14 protein-coding genes and 1 riboswitch are annotated in these 16,335 nt (G+C 56.1%); of the genes, 2 read left to right on the top strand and 12 right to left on the bottom strand.

What is annotated here, in order from left to right; translation table 11 throughout:
- Positions 1 to 31 precede the first annotated feature (31 nt).
- Positions 32 to 2,101, top strand: coding sequence for a polyphosphate kinase 1 (ppk1, locus tag AB5Y99_RS16675; protein ID WP_368210205.1), 2,070 nt, complete (start codon positions 32 to 34; stop codon positions 2,099 to 2,101).
- Positions 2,091 to 3,581 carry an exopolyphosphatase gene (gene ppx, locus AB5Y99_RS16670; RefSeq protein WP_139444045.1) on the top strand — a complete coding sequence of 497 codons (1,491 nt, stop codon included), beginning with the start codon at positions 2,091 to 2,093 and terminating at the stop codon, positions 3,579 to 3,581. Before ppk1 ends, ppx begins: the two co-directional genes overlap by 11 nt.
- Positions 3,582 to 3,641: 60 nt before the next feature.
- Here ppx and mgtE read toward each other — a convergent pair whose 3' ends face one another.
- The 12 genes from mgtE to flgB all read right to left on the bottom strand — a co-directional run bounded on the left by mgtE (position 3,642) and on the right by flgB (position 16,235).
- Positions 3,642 to 4,985 carry a magnesium transporter gene (gene mgtE, locus AB5Y99_RS16665; protein ID WP_058056049.1) on the bottom strand — a complete coding sequence of 448 codons (1,344 nt, stop codon included), beginning with the start codon at positions 4,983 to 4,985 and terminating at the stop codon, positions 3,642 to 3,644.
- A gap of 122 nt (positions 4,986 to 5,107) precedes the next feature.
- Positions 5,108 to 5,277: riboswitch (M-box (ykoK) riboswitch) on the bottom strand.
- Positions 5,278 to 5,460: 183 nt separating this feature from the next.
- Positions 5,461 to 6,669 (bottom strand): flagellar hook-associated protein FlgL, encoded by a 1,209-nt coding sequence (flgL, locus tag AB5Y99_RS16660; RefSeq protein WP_323892509.1) that lies wholly within the window; start codon positions 6,667 to 6,669, stop codon positions 5,461 to 5,463.
- Positions 6,670 to 6,673: 4 nt separating this feature from the next.
- Positions 6,674 to 8,677: a flagellar basal body rod C-terminal domain-containing protein gene (locus tag AB5Y99_RS16655; RefSeq protein ID WP_323892508.1), complete on the bottom strand. Its 2,004-nt coding sequence runs from the start codon at positions 8,675 to 8,677 to the stop codon at positions 6,674 to 6,676.
- Positions 8,678 to 8,680: 3 nt separating this feature from the next.
- Entirely contained in the window at positions 8,681 to 9,754 is a 1,074-nt protein-coding gene (gene flgJ, locus AB5Y99_RS16650) for a flagellar assembly peptidoglycan hydrolase FlgJ (RefSeq protein WP_323892507.1), read from the bottom strand.
- Positions 9,755 to 9,797: 43 nt separating this feature from the next.
- On the bottom strand, positions 9,798 to 10,895 hold the full coding sequence (locus AB5Y99_RS16645) for a flagellar basal body P-ring protein FlgI (RefSeq protein ID WP_005350664.1): 1,098 nt from the start codon (positions 10,893 to 10,895) through the stop codon (positions 9,798 to 9,800).
- An 8-nt stretch (positions 10,896 to 10,903) separates the two neighbouring features.
- On the bottom strand, positions 10,904 to 11,575 hold the full coding sequence (flgH, locus tag AB5Y99_RS16640) for a flagellar basal body L-ring protein FlgH (protein ID WP_005334152.1): 672 nt from the start codon (positions 11,573 to 11,575) through the stop codon (positions 10,904 to 10,906).
- 14 nt (positions 11,576 to 11,589) lie between these two features.
- Positions 11,590 to 12,378 carry a flagellar basal-body rod protein FlgG gene (gene flgG, locus AB5Y99_RS16635; protein ID WP_005334158.1) on the bottom strand — a complete coding sequence of 263 codons (789 nt, stop codon included), beginning with the start codon at positions 12,376 to 12,378 and terminating at the stop codon, positions 11,590 to 11,592.
- Positions 12,379 to 12,392: 14 nt separating this feature from the next.
- A complete protein-coding gene (flgF, locus tag AB5Y99_RS16630) occupies positions 12,393 to 13,139 on the bottom strand; it encodes a flagellar basal-body rod protein FlgF (protein ID WP_005334159.1) in 747 nt (248 codons plus the stop codon).
- Positions 13,140 to 13,283: 144 nt separating this feature from the next.
- A complete protein-coding gene (flgE, locus tag AB5Y99_RS16625) occupies positions 13,284 to 14,651 on the bottom strand; it encodes a flagellar hook protein FlgE (RefSeq protein ID WP_019446134.1) in 1,368 nt (455 codons plus the stop codon).
- A gap of 10 nt (positions 14,652 to 14,661) precedes the next feature.
- Positions 14,662 to 15,402, bottom strand: coding sequence for a flagellar hook assembly protein FlgD (locus tag AB5Y99_RS16620; protein ID WP_019446133.1), 741 nt, complete (start codon positions 15,400 to 15,402; stop codon positions 14,662 to 14,664).
- A 15-nt stretch (positions 15,403 to 15,417) separates the two neighbouring features.
- A complete protein-coding gene (flgC, locus tag AB5Y99_RS16615; protein WP_005350658.1) occupies positions 15,418 to 15,837 on the bottom strand; it encodes a flagellar basal body rod protein FlgC in 420 nt (139 codons plus the stop codon).
- Entirely contained in the window at positions 15,837 to 16,235 is a 399-nt protein-coding gene (flgB, locus tag AB5Y99_RS16610) for a flagellar basal body rod protein FlgB (RefSeq protein ID WP_064338293.1), read from the bottom strand. Before flgB ends, flgC begins: the two co-directional genes overlap by 1 nt.
- Positions 16,236 to 16,335: the final 100 nt, after the last annotated feature.

Raw genomic sequence — 16,335 nt, 5'->3', positions numbered from 1 at the left:
GCGCAGACGCGACCTGAAACAGAGGCACAAGATGAGCACCGACAAGCAGTATGAAGAGAAAGAGCTGAGCTGGCTCTCATTCAATGAACGGGTGTTGCAAGAGGCAATGGACAAGACGGTGCCCCTCATCGAGCGGGTTCGTTTTCTGGGGATCTTCTCCTCCAACCAGGATGAGTTCTTCAAGGTACGGGTATCGGACGTCAAGCGCCGCATCCTCATCAATGAAGTACATGGTGGCGACGATGAAGCGAAAGTGCTGCTGCGCGCCATCCAGCAAAAAGTGATGGCGCTCGGTGAAGCGTTCGACAACACCTATAAAGAGCTGTTGATTGCACTGGCCCGCCACAACATCTTTCTGGTCAACGAGAACCAGCTCTCCGATGCCATTCAGAAGTGGCTGCGGGTCTTCTTCAAGGAGAAGGTGCTGCGTCACATCATCCCGATCCTGCTCAACAAAGAGGTCAATCCGGTCAAATTCCTCAAGGATGAGTACACCTATCTGGCCATCGAGATGAAGAAGAACGGTCAGGTGATCCAGTACGCCCTGGTGGAAGTGCCGACCGACGACCTCCCCCGCTTCTTCCAGCTGCCGCCGGAAGGGACCCGCCGCAAGAAGCAGATCATCATTCTGGATAACGTCATCCGCTTCTGCCTCGACGAGATCTTCAAAGGCTTCTTCGACTACGACGAGATTGCCGCCTATGCGATGAAGCTGACCCGGGATGCCGAATATGACCTCTCCGACCAGCTGGACTTGAGCCTGGTGGACAAGATGAGTGACGGCTTGAAGCAGCGCCTCACCGCCATGCCGGTGCGCTTCGTCTACGAGCGGGAGATGCCCGCCGCCATGATAAGCTTCCTCAAGCTCAAGCTGCAGATCAGCTCCTACGACGCCATCATGCCGGGTGGGCGTTACCATAACTTCAAGGATTTCATCGGCTTCCCCAATGTGGGTCGTGACTATCTGGAAAACCCCAAGCTGCCGGCCCTCGATTGCCGCGATTTTGACGGCTTCGTCAACGCCTTCGATGCGATTACCAAGCAGGATATCCTGCTCTACTACCCGTACCACAAATTCCACCACTTCACCGAGCTGGTGCGCCAGGCGGCGTTCGATCCGGCGGTCAGCGCCATTCGCATCAACATTTATCGGGTCGCCAAGAAGTCGCGGATCATCCACTCCCTCATCGATGCTGCCAACAATGGCAAGAAGGTGACCGTGGTGGTCGAACTGCGCGCCCGTTTCGACGAAGCGGCCAACATCGACTGGGCCAACATCCTCACCGATGCCGGGGTCAAGGTGGTGTTCGGGGTACCGAGCCTCAAGATCCACTCCAAGCTCTGCCTCATCACCCGCCACGAAAATGGCGAGGCGGTGCGCTATGCCCATATCGGTACCGGCAACTTCAACGAGAAGACCGCCAAGATCTACACCGACTTCTCGCTGCTAACCCGCAATCCGGACATCACCGCCGAAGTGGAAGGAGTGTTTGAATACATTGAATACCCCTATAAGCGTTACAAATTCAACCACCTGCTGGTCTCCCCCATCAACAGCCGCCGTCAGCTCTATCGCCTCATCGACAACGAGCTCTCCAACGCCAAGGCGGGCCAGCCGAGCGGTATCATCCTCAAGATCAACAATCTGGTGGACAAGGATCTCATCAACCGCCTCTATGCCGCCGGGCAGGCGGGAGTACCGATCCAGATGATCATCCGTGGCATGTGCGCCCTGCGTCCGGGCGTACCGGGCCTCAGTGACAACATCAAGGTGATCAGCATCATCGACCGCTTCCTCGAGCACCCGCGGGTGATGGTGTTCCACAACAAGGGCAACCCCCAGCTCTATATCTCCAGCGCCGACTGGATGAGCCGTAATATCGACGGCCGTATTGAGGTGGGCACCCCCATTTATGACGAGCGGCTCAAGCAGCGCATCATGGACATTCTCGAGCTACAACTGAGTGATACCTGCAAGGCGCGGGTCATTGATGCCGACCAGCAGAACGAATATGTGAAGCGGGGCAACCGCCGCAAGATCCGCTCTCAGGTGGCGATTTACGACTATCTCAAACGTATCGAGTCAAACAATGGACAATAGTCTCTATGCCGCCGTGGATCTCGGCTCCAACAGTTTTCATATGGTGATCGCCCATCTGAGCGAAGGGCGTTTTCGCATCGTCGATCGCATCAAGGAGCGGGTACGGCTGGCGGAAGGGATGGATGAGCAGAAGCGGATGAGCCCGGAGGCGATGGAACGCGGCCTCGCCTGTCTGTCGCTGTTTGCCGAGCGGCTCACCAACATCAAACCGGATCAGATCCGCATCGCAGGTACCTACACATTGCGCCGTGCCAGCAACGCGCGCGAATTTGTGAGTGAAGCAGCCAAGGTGCTCAACCACCCCATCGAGATCATCAGCGGGCAGGAAGAAGCACGGCTCATCTATCAGGGGGTTGCCCATACCCAGCATATCGAGGGCCAGGTACTGGTGATCGATATCGGCGGCGGCAGCACCGAGCTCATCATCGGTGAAGGGTTTGAACACAAGGCCCTCACCAGCCGCAAGATGGGCTGCGTCAGCTTTACCCAGAGCTTCTTTGCCAGCGGCAAGCTGAGCGACAAGCACTTCACCAATGCCGTGCTGGAGGCGCAGCACCAGCTCGCCCCCATCGTCAACCAGTACCGCAAGCTGGGCTGGCAGAGCTGCCTTGGCAGCTCAGGCTCCATTCGTACCGTGCGCGACGTGCTGCAGGGGGAAGGGCTGACTGACGGCAGCATCACGCTGGAGGGGCTGGAGCGGCTCAAGGCGCTGATGATTGAGCGCAAGCGAGTCGATAACCTCAAACTGGTCGGGCTTACCGAGGAGCGTCAGGAGGTGTTTGCCGCCGCGGTCGCCATCCTGCTTGGCCTGTTTACCTCATTGCCCATCGAGCGGCTCGACTACTCCGATGGTGCTCTGCGCGAAGGATTGCTGTATGAGTTCGAGGAGCGCTTGCAGCACCACGATATTCGCGAGCGTACCGCACAGGCGCTCGGTACCCACTACCGGATGGACCGCAAACAAGCCGCCCGGGTGGAGCAGAGCGTGCTGACGCTGTTCGATGCCTTGCAAGAGCCCTGGCAGATGGAGATAGAACCCTATCGCGCCATTCTAGGCTGGGCAGCGCGGCTGCACGAAATTGGCCTTGCCATCAACTACAGCGGCATTCACCGTCACTCCGCCTATATCCTGCAACACACCGACCTGCCCGGCTTCAACCAGGACGATCAGGCCCTGCTGGCGGCGCTGGTACGCTTTCAGCGCAAGGGGCTCAAGCTCTCCGAGCTGCCTCCCCTGCCCAACCACGACATGCAGACGGTGCTGCGCTGCATCCGCATCCTGCGCCTCGCGGTCGCCGCTCATCACAAGCGTCAGGACAACCTGCTGCCTGAGTGGAAAGTCGCAGTGCAAGGGGATCAGCTGGTCGTGACCCTGCCGATCGACTGGTGCGAGGAGAACCGTCTCCTGATGCAGAATCTGGAGAAGGAACACCGCTACTGTCAGGAGCAGGGCTGGCCACTGTTGTTCCAGCTCGGCTAAACCGGAGAGATAAATGAAAAAGGCAGCCCACTGGCTGCCTTTTGCATCTCAATCTCCCGGTTACTGCAACTCGGGCAACAACCACTTGGCCATCTCGAAGTAGATGATAAGGCCGGTGCCATCCACCAGTGTCGCGATGAATGGCGCAGAGACCACCGCCGGATCGATGCGAAAACGGCGCAGCACCATGGGAATAATGGACGCGACTGTGGCACTCCAGAGCACGATAGCGATGATGGTAAAGGTCACCACCATGCCAATCTGGGGACCGACGCCAAGACTCCAGGCCCGCACCCAGGCCGCCATAGCAATGGCCCCCGAGATCAGCAGACCGGTGGAGAGCTCCTTTTTCAGCACGGTGCCGAGATTGCGCAGGCTCACCTCCCCGACCGCCATGGCTCGTACTATGGTGGTGGTGATCTGGGTGCCGCTGTTACCGCCAGTACCAATCAGGAGCGGAATGAAGAAGGCCAGCGCAATGGCTGCTTCCAGCTGCTCCTCGAATGCCCGCAACACGGTGCCGGTGTAGGCTTCCGCCACAAACAGGATAAGCAGCCAGCCTACCCGTTTGCGCCACAGCTGCCAGGGGGTCGCCTGCAAGTAAGGGGTATCGAGCGGTGATGAGCCTCCTTGCATCTCGGCATCCTCGGTGGATTCGAGCTCCAGAATATCCGCCGCATCATCGACGTGGAAAATACCGACCAGTCGCCCCTGATCCTCGACCGGCAATACCGACAGGTCGCGGTCGATGAGCAGGCGCGCTGCCAGCTCCTGATCCGCACGGGCGTTGATCCGCACAGTCTCCCGATCCATCAGGGTCGCGACACTGGCCAGCGGGTCGGCGATCAGCAAGGTCTTGAGCGAGAGGCTCCCTTGCAGACGACCATCCCCGTTGACCACATAGATATGGCGAAACAGCTGGGCATTGTCCCAGGCATCGTGGATCAGCTGTTTGGCGTGACCGACCGTGTCCTCCTCCCGCACCGCCAGATATTCGTGGCGCATGTTGGCCCCCACCGACTCGGTGGGCCAATCCAGCAGGGAGTAATACATGGCCTGCGCCTGGGTCGGGAAGCGAGCCAGCAACATGGTGCGATCCTGACGACTCAGTTTGCGCAGGATGGCGACCATCTCACGGCGGGGAATGGCCTCCTGCAACACGCTGACGATGCTGCCATGGAGCCGCTGCAACAGGCGCCCGGCACTCTCGGCCGAGAGTGAACCAAGCAGTTCGGCCCCTTGCGGGATTGGCAGGGTATCAAAGATGCAGTTGAGCTCTTCCGGACGCAGGGTCAGCAGTTGATCGGCGCGCTGAACCGGATCCAGATTATGTTCCAGCCAACCCTGCAGGGCGGCCAGATCGAGCAGTTGGTGACGGTTAAGAATGGTATGTGTTTTCTTCATCACAGATATCCTCATGTGATTTCAGGCGAGCCTGAATGCCTCCGGAAATAGCCGGAGGCAACGACAAGAAAACAGCAATTTGATTGACGAGTAATAGGCAGGAAATGACGCCGTTCGGCGTGTCATCATCCCCACGTACCAGCTTTAGCACTGTATAACGTATCCGGCATGCCGGAAGCCACTTGGGTTTACACCTTAATCCGATGAAAACTGTCCTGATCTTGGGCGTCTCTGGACGTCGTGAGATCAGTGGCCTGTGTTTATACAGGAGCCTCGCCTAACGAGATGCTGCAAATAATTCGCACAACCCTCTGTTGTGCGGGCGGCATGATTATCCAATCCCGCAGGGAGGTCAACCCCGCAACCACCATTAAATTGGCAACGGCAACAGCTTGTTACAATTGGCAGGAGATGACACGGAACCAATTTTCATAGTCTGGACAAAAGAAAAGGCCCCAAAGGGGCCCTTCTTTAATTAGCGAATATAGTCAAATAATGTCAGACGGCTTATTTTGCTGAAAGAGAGTTGCGAGGCACTCAATGCCGCATCCTCTTTTGACAGCGCGGAAATCACTTCATAGAGATCCGCTTCCGATACCTTGGCTCTCGCCTCGGCGTTGAGGGTACTCAATCCCTCATTGGAGCCCATAGCCTGTTCCAGACTGTTCATCCGGCCGCCCAACTCACCCAACCCATGATCGATATTCAGGCGGGCATTTTTCATATGAACGGTGGCATCGGCTATTTTCTGCTCGAAGGTCTCGGCAGAAATAGCCGGATCTCGCAGAGCCGTAATAAAGTCCGACATACCATTCAATATGTTGTCATTCTTCGGTGGATTAAGATCAAACTGCTGAGCCGCACCACCTGCAGGCAAATCAAGGGTCAGCTCCAGACCATTAAAGGGGATCTTGGTGCCAGCAGTGTAGTTACCCGTTTGCAACGTATTGCCACCGGCATCCTTGATATGATAGGTATCAGGCGGACCTATGGTGGTTGATACGGTATAAGTGTTGCTGGGCAGTGCCGAGTTATAATTGGACTTATAGAAATTATCAAAGTTACCCTGATCGCCTATCCCGACCTTGATATTTGCGGTGGTTGCACTGGCGGTTCTTCTGGTCGCCACGATTTCAAACAGATCCTGCCCGGAATCATTGGCAGCGATTTGTACTGTGGGTGAGACCTGAATATTTCGCTGACCTGGATCACCCTGATAAATATATTTTCCGTTGACGTCTTTTATATATGGCTGGGTCTTGCTCTGATTGCCACCAAATATAAATTCACCCGATGAGTTTTTGCTATTCATCAGGTCGAACATCTGCTGCTGCAACCCTTCAAGCTCGCTGGCGATGGCCTTGCGATCATCCATGCTGATAGCGCCATTATTTGACTTCTGGATCAGGGTCTGGGCACTGAGCATCGCCGTATTAAGAGAATCCAATACTGTCTCTTCATGCCCCAGGCTGTTTTCCAGCAAGCTGCCATTGACACTGTACTGCTTGAACAGGTCAATCTCCTTGGTCAGAGCCATCTTCTGACTCATCCCTGCGGGATCTTCGCCGGCAGTCTGAAATTTATTGCCGGTTTGCAACTGTTGATAGGCAGTATTCAACCGCTCGTTGGCACTGTTGAGGGAATATAAATTCCGGTCGTAGATCATGTTGGTGGTGATGCGCATGACGTTACCTCACGGAAGAGAGCAGTGTATCGAAAATGGTTTTGGCCGTGCTGACGATTTGCGCCGATGCCGCATAGGATTGCTGGAAGCGGATCAGATTGGCCGCCTCCTCCTCCAGATTGACCCCAGACACGCTTTCAAAGATGCCGGTGCTCTGGATAAGCTTGGATTCATTGGCCTTGAGCAGCGTTTTTGCCTGACTGGTATTGTTACCCACTTCCATCACCAACCCGGAATAGGCCTGATTGAAGGTCATCTTGTCGTTGGTCGTCCCACCATTGGTGCTCTTGCGCACCAGATCCTTGTTTTGCAGCTCGGCCAGAACCAGGCCATTGCTGTTATCGGCAAAGCCATTGCTGTTGTAACTGAGCTTGAAGCTGTCACCGGCATCCACCGTCCCGGTGATGCTGAACTCGTAGCCGGGGGCCTGTTTCGGGTTGGCATAGACTGTGGCTCCGGCGGGAAAAGGGTTGACGATCGCAGACATCAGGTTTTGCCCTTTGCTGCTCGCAGGGGCAGTGCCAATCAAGGTAGTACCATCGGCTTGAAACACCTGATAGTTACCACTGCCATCAATTTTGACCACCTGGGGCGCTGTCGGGCTCAGACTATTGGTACCAAAACCTGACCCTGCACCTGTATTGAATACGCCACCCAGTTTGATATCTGCCCCGCCGCCATTATTGGTGGTCTTTTCCGCTTTAAGCGGAGAGGCCAGGGCCAAATCTTCCGGTCGGGTGATCAGCTGACCCAGACCGGCGGCCGCACTTTTGGTGGGTTGCAGCAACAGTTTGTCACCCGCAGCCGGCGTGCCGGTGAGATCGATCGAGATCCCGTGCCCGGACAGCTCAAAGGTCGCTGGCGGCATGGTCCCCGTGCTCACAGAGGTACGATTGCCAGACTTGTCCAGCGAGAACACCTCATAACCGGTAGCGCTGCTAAATTGCACTTCGTAATCAAACGGGGTCACTGATGTCCCCTTGCCCGGCACGAAGCTGACATTCGCCCCGACCGTCCCCGTGTTATTGCCGTAGGGTAAGCCCTTGCTGGTAGGCAGGGTGAAGATATCGCCGCCAATCTCGTTATCCAAGTCCATCCCGAGGCGGTTCTGCTGGTTCATCGCATCAGCCATCGCCACGGCCAGCTGCCCCAGTTCGCGCTTGGTCGGCTCAAGGTCGGTACGCGCCTTGAACAGCCCCCCCATGGCACCACCAAACGTATCGTGATCGATGGTTGCCTTGTTCGCCCCCAGGGTCAGCTGCAGCTCCTGATCCCGGGAGTCAGGATCTCCTGCAATCACCTTGAACTGGGCGACGCCCCCATCAAGGATCAACGAATGGCCAGTGCTCATATTGACCAGCATGCTGCCGTTGGGTTGGGCTACGGTGCGAATATCCATCTTCTCCGACAGCTGGCGGATCGCCTCATCCCGCTGATCAAACAGCATCAGGTTCTCTTCGGGTGACCCCTGGGTGCGGATGATGGCCTGATTAAGATCATTGATGCTGGTGAGCAGGCTGTTGACCTGCTTGGTTTCATCTTCAATACGGGTGTTGAGGGTATCGCTCTGCTTGTCGAGCTGCGCCGAGAGGGTATGAAAACGGTTGACCATGCCACTCAACTCCGTCATCACCACCTTGCGCCCACCGATCTCGGCAGGCGATTCATTGGCTGAGTGAAATGACTTGAAGTAGGAGGTGATGGCCGCCCCCACGCTGTTGCTGGTATCCCCCAGCAAGCTGTCAACGCCTGCCAGCTGTTCATAATGGGTCAGGGAGGCATGATAGGCGGAGGTATCACGGCGCACCTCCCCCTGCATATAGTCGTTGATTACCCGCTGGGTCTTGATGTCACCGGTCCCCAGACCGATGGTATTGGTATACACCAGCGTACGCTCACGCACATAGCCCTGGCTATTGACGTTCACTATGTTGTTACTGGTGGTCTGCAGCAGGCGTTGCTGTGCCAGCACGCCCGATGAACCAATCCCAAGCAGGTCGCTTGCCATATGTTACAGCTCCATCTCGTTGTATTGGGCAATGGCATCACTGCGCAATACCTGTTTCAATTTTCTGGCGTAGTGCGGGTCGGTGGCATAACCCGCCTGTTGCAGCGCCTCAAAGTAGCGATCGGGACTATCCACCTTCGCCAGGGCTCCCTTGTAGCGAGAGCCGGAAGTGAGGAAGTCCACGTAGTCGTTGAAGCTCTCTTCAAACGACTCATAGGAGCGAAATGCCGCTTTCTGGCGGGAGGCGACGCCTTGCTCATATTCGAGCGTGCTGACCACCGCCTTGGGCCCTGCCCAGCGCGGATCGGCCTTGATGCCAAACAGGTTATGGGTCACCTGCCCCTCGCCATCCTTGATCACCCGCTTGCCCCAACCGCTCTCCAGTGCCGCCTGGGCGACCAGTACCGCCGGGCTTAACCCCAGCTTGTCGGCCGCTTTCTTGGCCAGCGGCATCAGGCGATTAACAAACTCTTCCGGTGTATCGAACTCTTTGCCCCCACTACCGGTGGCACTGCTCTCTTCGCTGGCCATGCGTCCCATGGGCGGAATGCTGCGGTGCGGTCGACGGGGCATAGTGAGTCCGTGGCTCTCCTTGACCCCCTCGGTCATCTCTCTTTCAGCAAAATCTTTGCCAACTTTTGATGCCGCGATCAAATCATCGGCAGCGGCCGTGGGTGGCTGATAGGGTTTGTAGGTCCGTTCGGTACGCTGCGGCATCTTGAGCACCCGTCCATCCTGATGGGTAAAGGTCTCGGGAGAGAGCTGCTTGGCCACCATGTCAGCCAATCCCAGTCCCCCCTTGCTGGACATGTCGGCAACCCGCTGCTCATCCAGCATCCCTTCATAGAACTGGGTATAGCTGCTGTTCATCGGGTTGTCCTGAGTCAACACCCCGTTGGCCTGACGCATGCTCTGAAACAGCATCTGGGTAAAGATTGACTCGAACTGGCGTGACGCACTCTTGAGCGCTTCGGCCTGTCCCTCTTTGCTTTGGCTCATCTGGCGCAGACGATCCAGGTTCTTGATGTCCTGTACCATCCCGAGATTCATGCCGCTGTTGCTGTCAAACTCCGCCATTTTGCTTACCTCATTGCCACCCGTGGCAACCACTTGCCGCTTGTTACAATATGACCAGTTGCCCCTCGATGGCGCCTGCCTGCTGCAGCGCCTCAAGGATGGCCATCAAATCACCGGGGGCGACCCCGACCTGATTGACCGCCCGGACCAGATCGTCCAGGGTCGCACCGGTATCAAACTTGAACATTCGCCCCGGCTCCTGCTGGACATTGATGGTCGAGTTGTTGGTCACCGTCGTCTCTCCTCCCGCCAGCGGGTTGGGCTGGGAGACCTGCTGGTTTTCGGCGATGGTCACCGTCAACCCGCCGTGGCTGATGGCCGCCGGTTTGAGCTTGACCTGACTGCCGATCACTATGGTCCCGGTGCGGGAGTTGACGATGATCTTGGCCGCCTCGTTGGCCGGATCCACCTCCAGATTCTCGATGGTGGCGAGATAGGAGACGCGCTGACCCGGATCCCGCGGGGCATAAACCTTGACCGAGGTGGCATCGAGCGCCTGAGCGGTATTGGGCCCCACCAGATCGTTGACCACATCGGCCAGACGGCGCGCAGTAGTAAAGTCGGGTCGGTTAAGGTTGAAGGTGATGGTGTCCCCCTGACTGAAGGAGTTGGGCACCTCCCGCTCCACGGTCGCACCGTTGGCAATCCGCCCGACGGTCGGGGTATTGATCACTACCTTGGAACCATCAGCCCCCTCGGCCCCCAGACCACCAACCACCAGACTGCCCTGGGCGACCGCATAGACCCGCCCATCGAGCCCTTTCAGGAAGCTTTGCAGCAGAGTGCCGCCCCGCAGGCTCTTGGCCTCGCCAATGGCCGACACCGTTACGTCGATGGTCTGGCCCGGCTTGGAGAAGGGGGGCAGGTCGGCATGGATCGCCACCGGCGCCACATCCTTGATCTTGGGCTTGATGTTATCCGGCACCTTGATACCAAAGTTGTTGAGCATGGTACGGAAGGTCTGCTCGGTGAAGGCGTTGTTCTTCTCGCCAGTGCCGGGTAACCCCACCACCAGACCGTAACCAATCAGCTGGTTGTTACGCACCCCTTCAACCGAGCTGATGTCCTTGATCCGGGCCGCATTGGCCACGCCCAAGGGCAGCAGACAGCAGAGCAGTGTGACAAGACGGAGTGACTTCATAACATCTCCTAGAGCGGCCACCAGGGACCATTGAAAAAGCTGGTAAGCCACCCTTGCTCCTGGCTATTGGCCAGATCGCCGGTACCACCGTAGTAAATGCGGGCATTGGCCACTTTCTGGGATGAAACGCTGTTATCCGACGTCACATCCTCCGGGCGAATAAGGCCGGTGATCCGGATATATTCATTGCCATTATTGAGCATGATCCACTTCTCGCCACGCACCACCAGATTGCCGTTGGGCAGCACCTTGGCCACGCTGACCGAGATATTGCCCTGCAGGCTGTTGCTCTGGTCCGCTTTGGCCTGCCCCTTGAACGCGCTGTTCTGACCAATGGAAGCCGAAAGATCATAGGGGCTGGCGGTGACCGGCACGCCACCCAGCTTGACCGGATCCAGATTGAATTTATTGTCCTTGCCACTCTGGGTATTGGCCTTTTTCGAGGCGGAGGTCGACTCCGACAACTCGATGGTAATGATGTCGCCTACCTTGTGCGCCTTGATATCCGAATAGATGCCATTGACCTGATCCGGCTGGAAAATCGCCCCTGTCGGCCGCACCGACACCGGCTCCGACTCCCCGTAGACGGGGGAAAACTCGGGATCATCAGGCTTGGGCGTATTGGGAGTGCTGCTACACCCACCCAGCACCAACAATCCCAGCATCCATACGGCTTTCATCATGCACCTCCTAATTAGGTACGCTGGATCAGGAAGGACATCATGCCGTCCACGGCGGAGAGCACCTTGGAGTTCATCTCGTAGACCCGCTGAGCCTGAATGAGATTCACCAGTTCTTCGGTCACGTTGACGTTGGAAGTCTCCAGCATCCCCTGCTTGATCACCCCCAAGCCATCGGCACCGGCAGTCCCCTGGGCGGCAGCACCACTGGATTGGGTCTCGACGAACATGTTCTCCCCCATCGGCTGCAAGCCGCTGGCGTTGACGAAGTCGGAGATGTTGATCTGACCGACGACCTGAGAAGCGCCATCGCCCTTGAGCTGCACCGAGACCTGGCCATCTTCACCCACCGTAACGCTCTGGGCGTTTTCCGGGATCTGGATTTCCGGTTGCAGCGGGTAACCATTACCCGGCGTCACTATGGTCCCTTCATCGTTAAGGGTGAACTGACCGTTGCGGGTATAGGCCGCACTACCATCCGGCAGCTGAATTTCAAAGTAACCACGACCACTGATCATCAAATCGAGCGAGTTGTCAGTGGTTTGTACGTTGCCCTGGCTGTGGTTTTTCTGGGTCGCCACCACCTTGGCACCCGCCCCCAGCATCAAGCCGGAGGGGAGCTCGGTATCGGCAGAAGAGCGGCCACCGGGCTGGTTGATATTTTGATACAGCAGATCTTCAAAGATGGCCCGTGACTTTTTAAAGCCCACGGTGCTGGCGTTCGCCAAGTTGTTCGAGGTGACCGAAATATTGGTCTGCTGTGCATCCAACCCGGTCTTGCTGATCCAGAGTGCGGGATTCATAGGTAACTCCTTGATTAGCTGATTCGCAGTAGTTGGGTTTGAGCTTCATCATTCTCTTCGGCCGTCTTCATGATTTTGACCTGGGTTTCGAACTGGCGTTGCAGCCGGATCAGGTTGGTCATCTCATCCACCACATTGACGTTGCTCCCCTCAAGGGAGCCGGCAATCAGGCCAACGTTGGCAGAGGCGGGTTCATTCTGGCCATCTTTGCGGCGAAACAGACCATCTTGGCCCTTCTCCACCGCATCAGCGGCCGGGTTGACCAGCTTGATCCGCTGAAAATCTTCCGGCAAGTTGGCGGCAGCCCCCTCAGGACGACCGCTGATGGTGCCATCCCGATTGATCTCGAGTTTCTCCATCGGCATAGGCAACACGATTGGCTGACCACCGTCATCCACCACATTCAGTCCGGTCGAGGTCTGCAAGTTGCCGGTCGCATTGACCTGCAAATTCCCCATGCGGGTATAGGCCTCACCGCCCTTGGGATCCTGCACGGCAATCCAGCCCGGCCCATCCACCGCCACGTCCAGATCCCGTCCGGTGGTCATCAGCATGCCATGCTGCAGGTTCTGCCCCGGGCGCTCAGCCATGGCAAACACCCGGCTTGGCAAGCCCTCTCCGAACGCCTGCATGCTTCTCGCCTGCTCAAAATCGGACTTGAAGCCGGTGGTATTGGCATTGGCGAGGTTGTTGCCCCGAACAGCCAGGCTGTTCATGGTCTCTTTGGCCCCGGACATGGCGATATAAAGCAGGTGATCCATGGAATTCTCCGTCAAACAGATGACTCTGACAGAAGAAATGCAATTAGAGTGCCAACAGCAGAAATATGGGGGGAGAAGGAGGATTGGAATGCGACAGAAACAGAGAGGGGGCCAAGCCCCCTCTCATTATCATGTATTGTGCAATTAACGGATCTGCAGGATGGTCTGCTGTAGCGAACTATTGACCTCCAGAGAACGGGAGTTGGCCTGGAAGTTACGCTGAGCAGTGATCAGGTCCACAAGCTCCGAGGTCAAATCCACGTTGGACTGCTCTAGGGAGGATGATTTGATGGTGCCAAATGTCCCTGAGTTTGGCGTCCCCGGCAAGGCATCGCCAGAGAGCAGAGACTGACGCCAAGAGGTATCACCAACCTGAGTCAATCCTTGTGAGTTGGCAAACTTGGCCATTGCCACCATGGCTACCTTGATGGTGGTTGCGTTACTGTAAGTCGCGGACACGATACCATCCGGAGTAATCTCCACCTTGGTCAAACGACCGACAGTGGAACCATCCTGAGTCAACTTGTTGACTTCAAACGGTGAAGCATACTGGGTCACCGTTCCGAAGTTGATATCCACCTGCTGAGTGGGATCTGCACCATTGGTGATAATGCCAGCGCCTGTCGGGGGCGCGGCTCCCAATTGCTCTGTCTTGATGGTCGCCGGTGTAGTCGGGGTAATCATCTTGCCATCAGCCCCGAAGGTAACTCTTGCGCCAGCAGGCGCCTGACTCAAACCAGTCGCCATAGTGGGTGTGACACCACCGACAATATCAATAGGCTTATCACCTTGGTAGAGGTACATACGCCAAGCAGTAGGATTGGCGGGTTTGGTCAGATCTGCCGGGTCAGCCTCTTTGACAAAATATTGCGTGATGGTATGCGGCTCACCCAGTGAGTCATAAATCACCACAGAAGTTGAAGAGGAATATGTTTTCGAATCTTTGGGGTCAAAAGTAGAGGCATCACCCACCGCATTACCTGCGGGCAGGGGCGCCGCTGTCGATGGCAGGTTGAAACTGGCGTCAATCTTGGTTGTCTTGATTGGTTCACCGGCCTTGTCAGGTATCTGAATCGGCTTGGTCGCATTGATACTTACCGCCTTGGGCGTGCCATCAGCGTTGATTTCGTAACCTTGCAGATAATGGCCCTGATTGTTGACCATATAGCTGTTTTCATTGAGCTTGAAGGCACCGGCACGGGTGTAGGTGCGATCCAGGTTGGTCAGACCGTCAGAGGTCACAAAGAAGCCGTTACCCTGAATAGCCAGATCCAGTGCGTTATTGGTAAATTGCAGCGCCCCCTGGTGGAACTGCTGAGCAACTGCACCTGTCGCTACACCGTTACCGACCTGGGTCTTGGCATTGACAAAGATGGAGTTGGCGTAGACATCCGCAAACTCGGCACGGGACTCTTTAAAGCCCATGGTGTTAACGTTGGCAATGTTGTTGGCGGTGACGTTCAAGTCTTTTTGTGCCGCGTTGACACCGCTCAAGGCATTGTTAAATGACATATCCAGCTCCTTAGATCGATGCTGTCGACGTGGTTTTTGACGGTGTAACCGTCTGGTTTGAATTAGTTCCTGATATTTGCAAGATGCTACTCAACAGCGTGCTACCCAAGCCTTTCACGTTAAGCATTGTCGGATTGCTCGCATTGCCCAGCGCCACACTATCCACCTTGCCGTAAGCATAAGCAGCAATACTTTCAGATTTGCCATCCAGAGTACCGCTTGCCTTAATCACATATTTACCTGACTTGACCCGCTTTCCATCTTTGTCTGTGCCATCCCAGGCAACTTCAACGTTGCCTCGCTGCTCCCCTTCGAGAGAGAATTCCTTGATAACCTGGCCTTTTTCATCTTCGATGGTGACCTTGACGCTCGAATATTTATTCGTCGTTCCCACAGCCACAACACCGGGGAGAGAGCCCTCCTTATCCAGATAGCCGGTATTGCTCTGCAACAGCACATTTTGTCCCACCAATGCGGAGGCTTGCAGTGCCTGACTGGAGATCATCTGGTCATTAAGCTTACCCATCTGAGTGGACAAACTGCTGATCCCCTCAGATGTCGACATGGATGCCATCTGGGAGAGCATCTGGGCGTTATCAACAGGCTTGAAAGGATCCTGATACGACAGCTGCATGGTCAGCAGCTTTAGAAAGGAAGCCTGATCCAGCTCTTTCTTGGGCGTCGTGGTGGTGCCTGTCGTCTGGGTCGTGGTACGGCTTATACCGTTAGCACTGTTGGTTGTATCGACCATGCTGCATCCCTCCTATCAGGATTTGCCAAGCTGGAGCGTCTGCTGCAGCATCTTCTTGGCCGAATCAGCAACCTGTACGTTGGTCTGGTAGCTGCGCGAGGCGTTGATCATGTCGGCCATCTCTTCAACCATGTTGACGTTTGGCTTGAAGATAAAACCGTCTTTGTCCGCCATCGGGTGGTTGGGGTTGTACTCCTTGAGCAGTGGCGCCTTGCTCTCGACAATCCCTTTCACCTCAACCCCGACCGAGCCCTGCTTGTCAGACATCGCCTGATCGAGCTGGGCGGCAAAGACTGGCCGCCTGGCGTGGTAAGTATTTTCCACACTGGAGCTGACGCTGTCCGCGTTGGCCATGTTGCTGGCAACCGTGTTGAGGCGCACTGACTGTGCACTCATAGCCGAGCCTGCTATGTCAAAGACCTTGAACAAACTCATCACTGCTCTCCTTTCAGTGCCTTGAGCAGGCCACTGATCTTGCTATTCATAAATTCAAGGGAGGTTTGATACTCGAGGCTATTGCGCAGAAATTCGCTGCGCTCCTGCTGCACATCGACTGTATTGCCGTCACCGGTATCCGGTTGCAGCGGGTTGCGATATTGCACGGTACCCAGAGCGTCCATATTCAAGGCAAAGTGCTTTTCGCTGGTCGTTGCCAAACCAAAACCCTGATGCGACTGAGCCTCCTGCAATGCCTGAGCAAAATTGATATCCCTGGCTTTGAAGCCTGGGGTATCTGCGTTGGCAATATTGCTGGAAAGCACCTCAGCACGCTTGGCGCGAACGCTTATGGTGTGTTGATGCACACCGAATGCCTTGTCAAATGAAAGAGCCATAGCACACCTCCTGCTTGGTATATTTTGTTAGCAAGAGGTGTGCCATAAGCAAATCACTCAGTTCGATGGTTTGGGTATGAGCACATTTCAGACCGAAAAC

The sequence above is a fragment of the Aeromonas sp. R4-2 genome (assembly GCF_040908295.1).
Taxonomy (GTDB): domain Bacteria; phylum Pseudomonadota; class Gammaproteobacteria; order Enterobacterales; family Aeromonadaceae; genus Aeromonas; species Aeromonas veronii.
The sequence above is the reverse complement of the archived record's forward strand: the minus strand, read 5'-3'. Positions and strand labels throughout refer to the sequence as shown.

What these genes read in the sequence shown, in the direction of transcription:
- ppk1 (WP_368210205.1), top strand. Translation starts at nt 32, where the DNA reads ATGAGCACCGACAAGCAGTATGAAGAGAAAGAGCTGAGCTGGCTCTCA.
- ppx (WP_139444045.1), top strand. Translation starts at nt 2,091, where the DNA reads ATGGACAATAGTCTCTATGCCGCCGTGGATCTCGGCTCCAACAGTTTT.
- mgtE (WP_058056049.1), bottom strand. Translation starts at nt 4,985, where the DNA reads ATGAAGAAAACACATACCATTCTTAACCGTCACCAACTGCTCGATCTG.
- flgL (WP_323892509.1), bottom strand. Translation starts at nt 6,669, where the DNA reads ATGCGCATCACCACCAACATGATCTACGACCGGAATTTATATTCCCTC.
- AB5Y99_RS16655 (WP_323892508.1), bottom strand. Translation starts at nt 8,677, where the DNA reads ATGGCAAGCGACCTGCTTGGGATTGGTTCATCGGGCGTGCTGGCACAG.
- flgJ (WP_323892507.1), bottom strand. Translation starts at nt 9,754, where the DNA reads ATGGCGGAGTTTGACAGCAACAGCGGCATGAATCTCGGGATGGTACAG.
- AB5Y99_RS16645 (WP_005350664.1), bottom strand. Translation starts at nt 10,895, where the DNA reads ATGAAGTCACTCCGTCTTGTCACACTGCTCTGCTGTCTGCTGCCCTTG.
- flgH (WP_005334152.1), bottom strand. Translation starts at nt 11,575, where the DNA reads ATGAAAGCCGTATGGATGCTGGGATTGTTGGTGCTGGGTGGGTGTAGC.
- flgG (WP_005334158.1), bottom strand. Translation starts at nt 12,378, where the DNA reads ATGAATCCCGCACTCTGGATCAGCAAGACCGGGTTGGATGCACAGCAG.
- flgF (WP_005334159.1), bottom strand. Translation starts at nt 13,139, where the DNA reads ATGGATCACCTGCTTTATATCGCCATGTCCGGGGCCAAAGAGACCATG.
- flgE (WP_019446134.1), bottom strand. Translation starts at nt 14,651, where the DNA reads ATGTCATTTAACAATGCCTTGAGCGGTGTCAACGCGGCACAAAAAGAC.
- AB5Y99_RS16620 (WP_019446133.1), bottom strand. Translation starts at nt 15,402, where the DNA reads ATGGTCGATACAACCAACAGTGCTAACGGTATAAGCCGTACCACGACC.
- flgC (WP_005350658.1), bottom strand. Translation starts at nt 15,837, where the DNA reads ATGAGTTTGTTCAAGGTCTTTGACATAGCAGGCTCGGCTATGAGTGCA.
- flgB (WP_064338293.1), bottom strand. Translation starts at nt 16,235, where the DNA reads ATGGCTCTTTCATTTGACAAGGCATTCGGTGTGCATCAACACACCATA.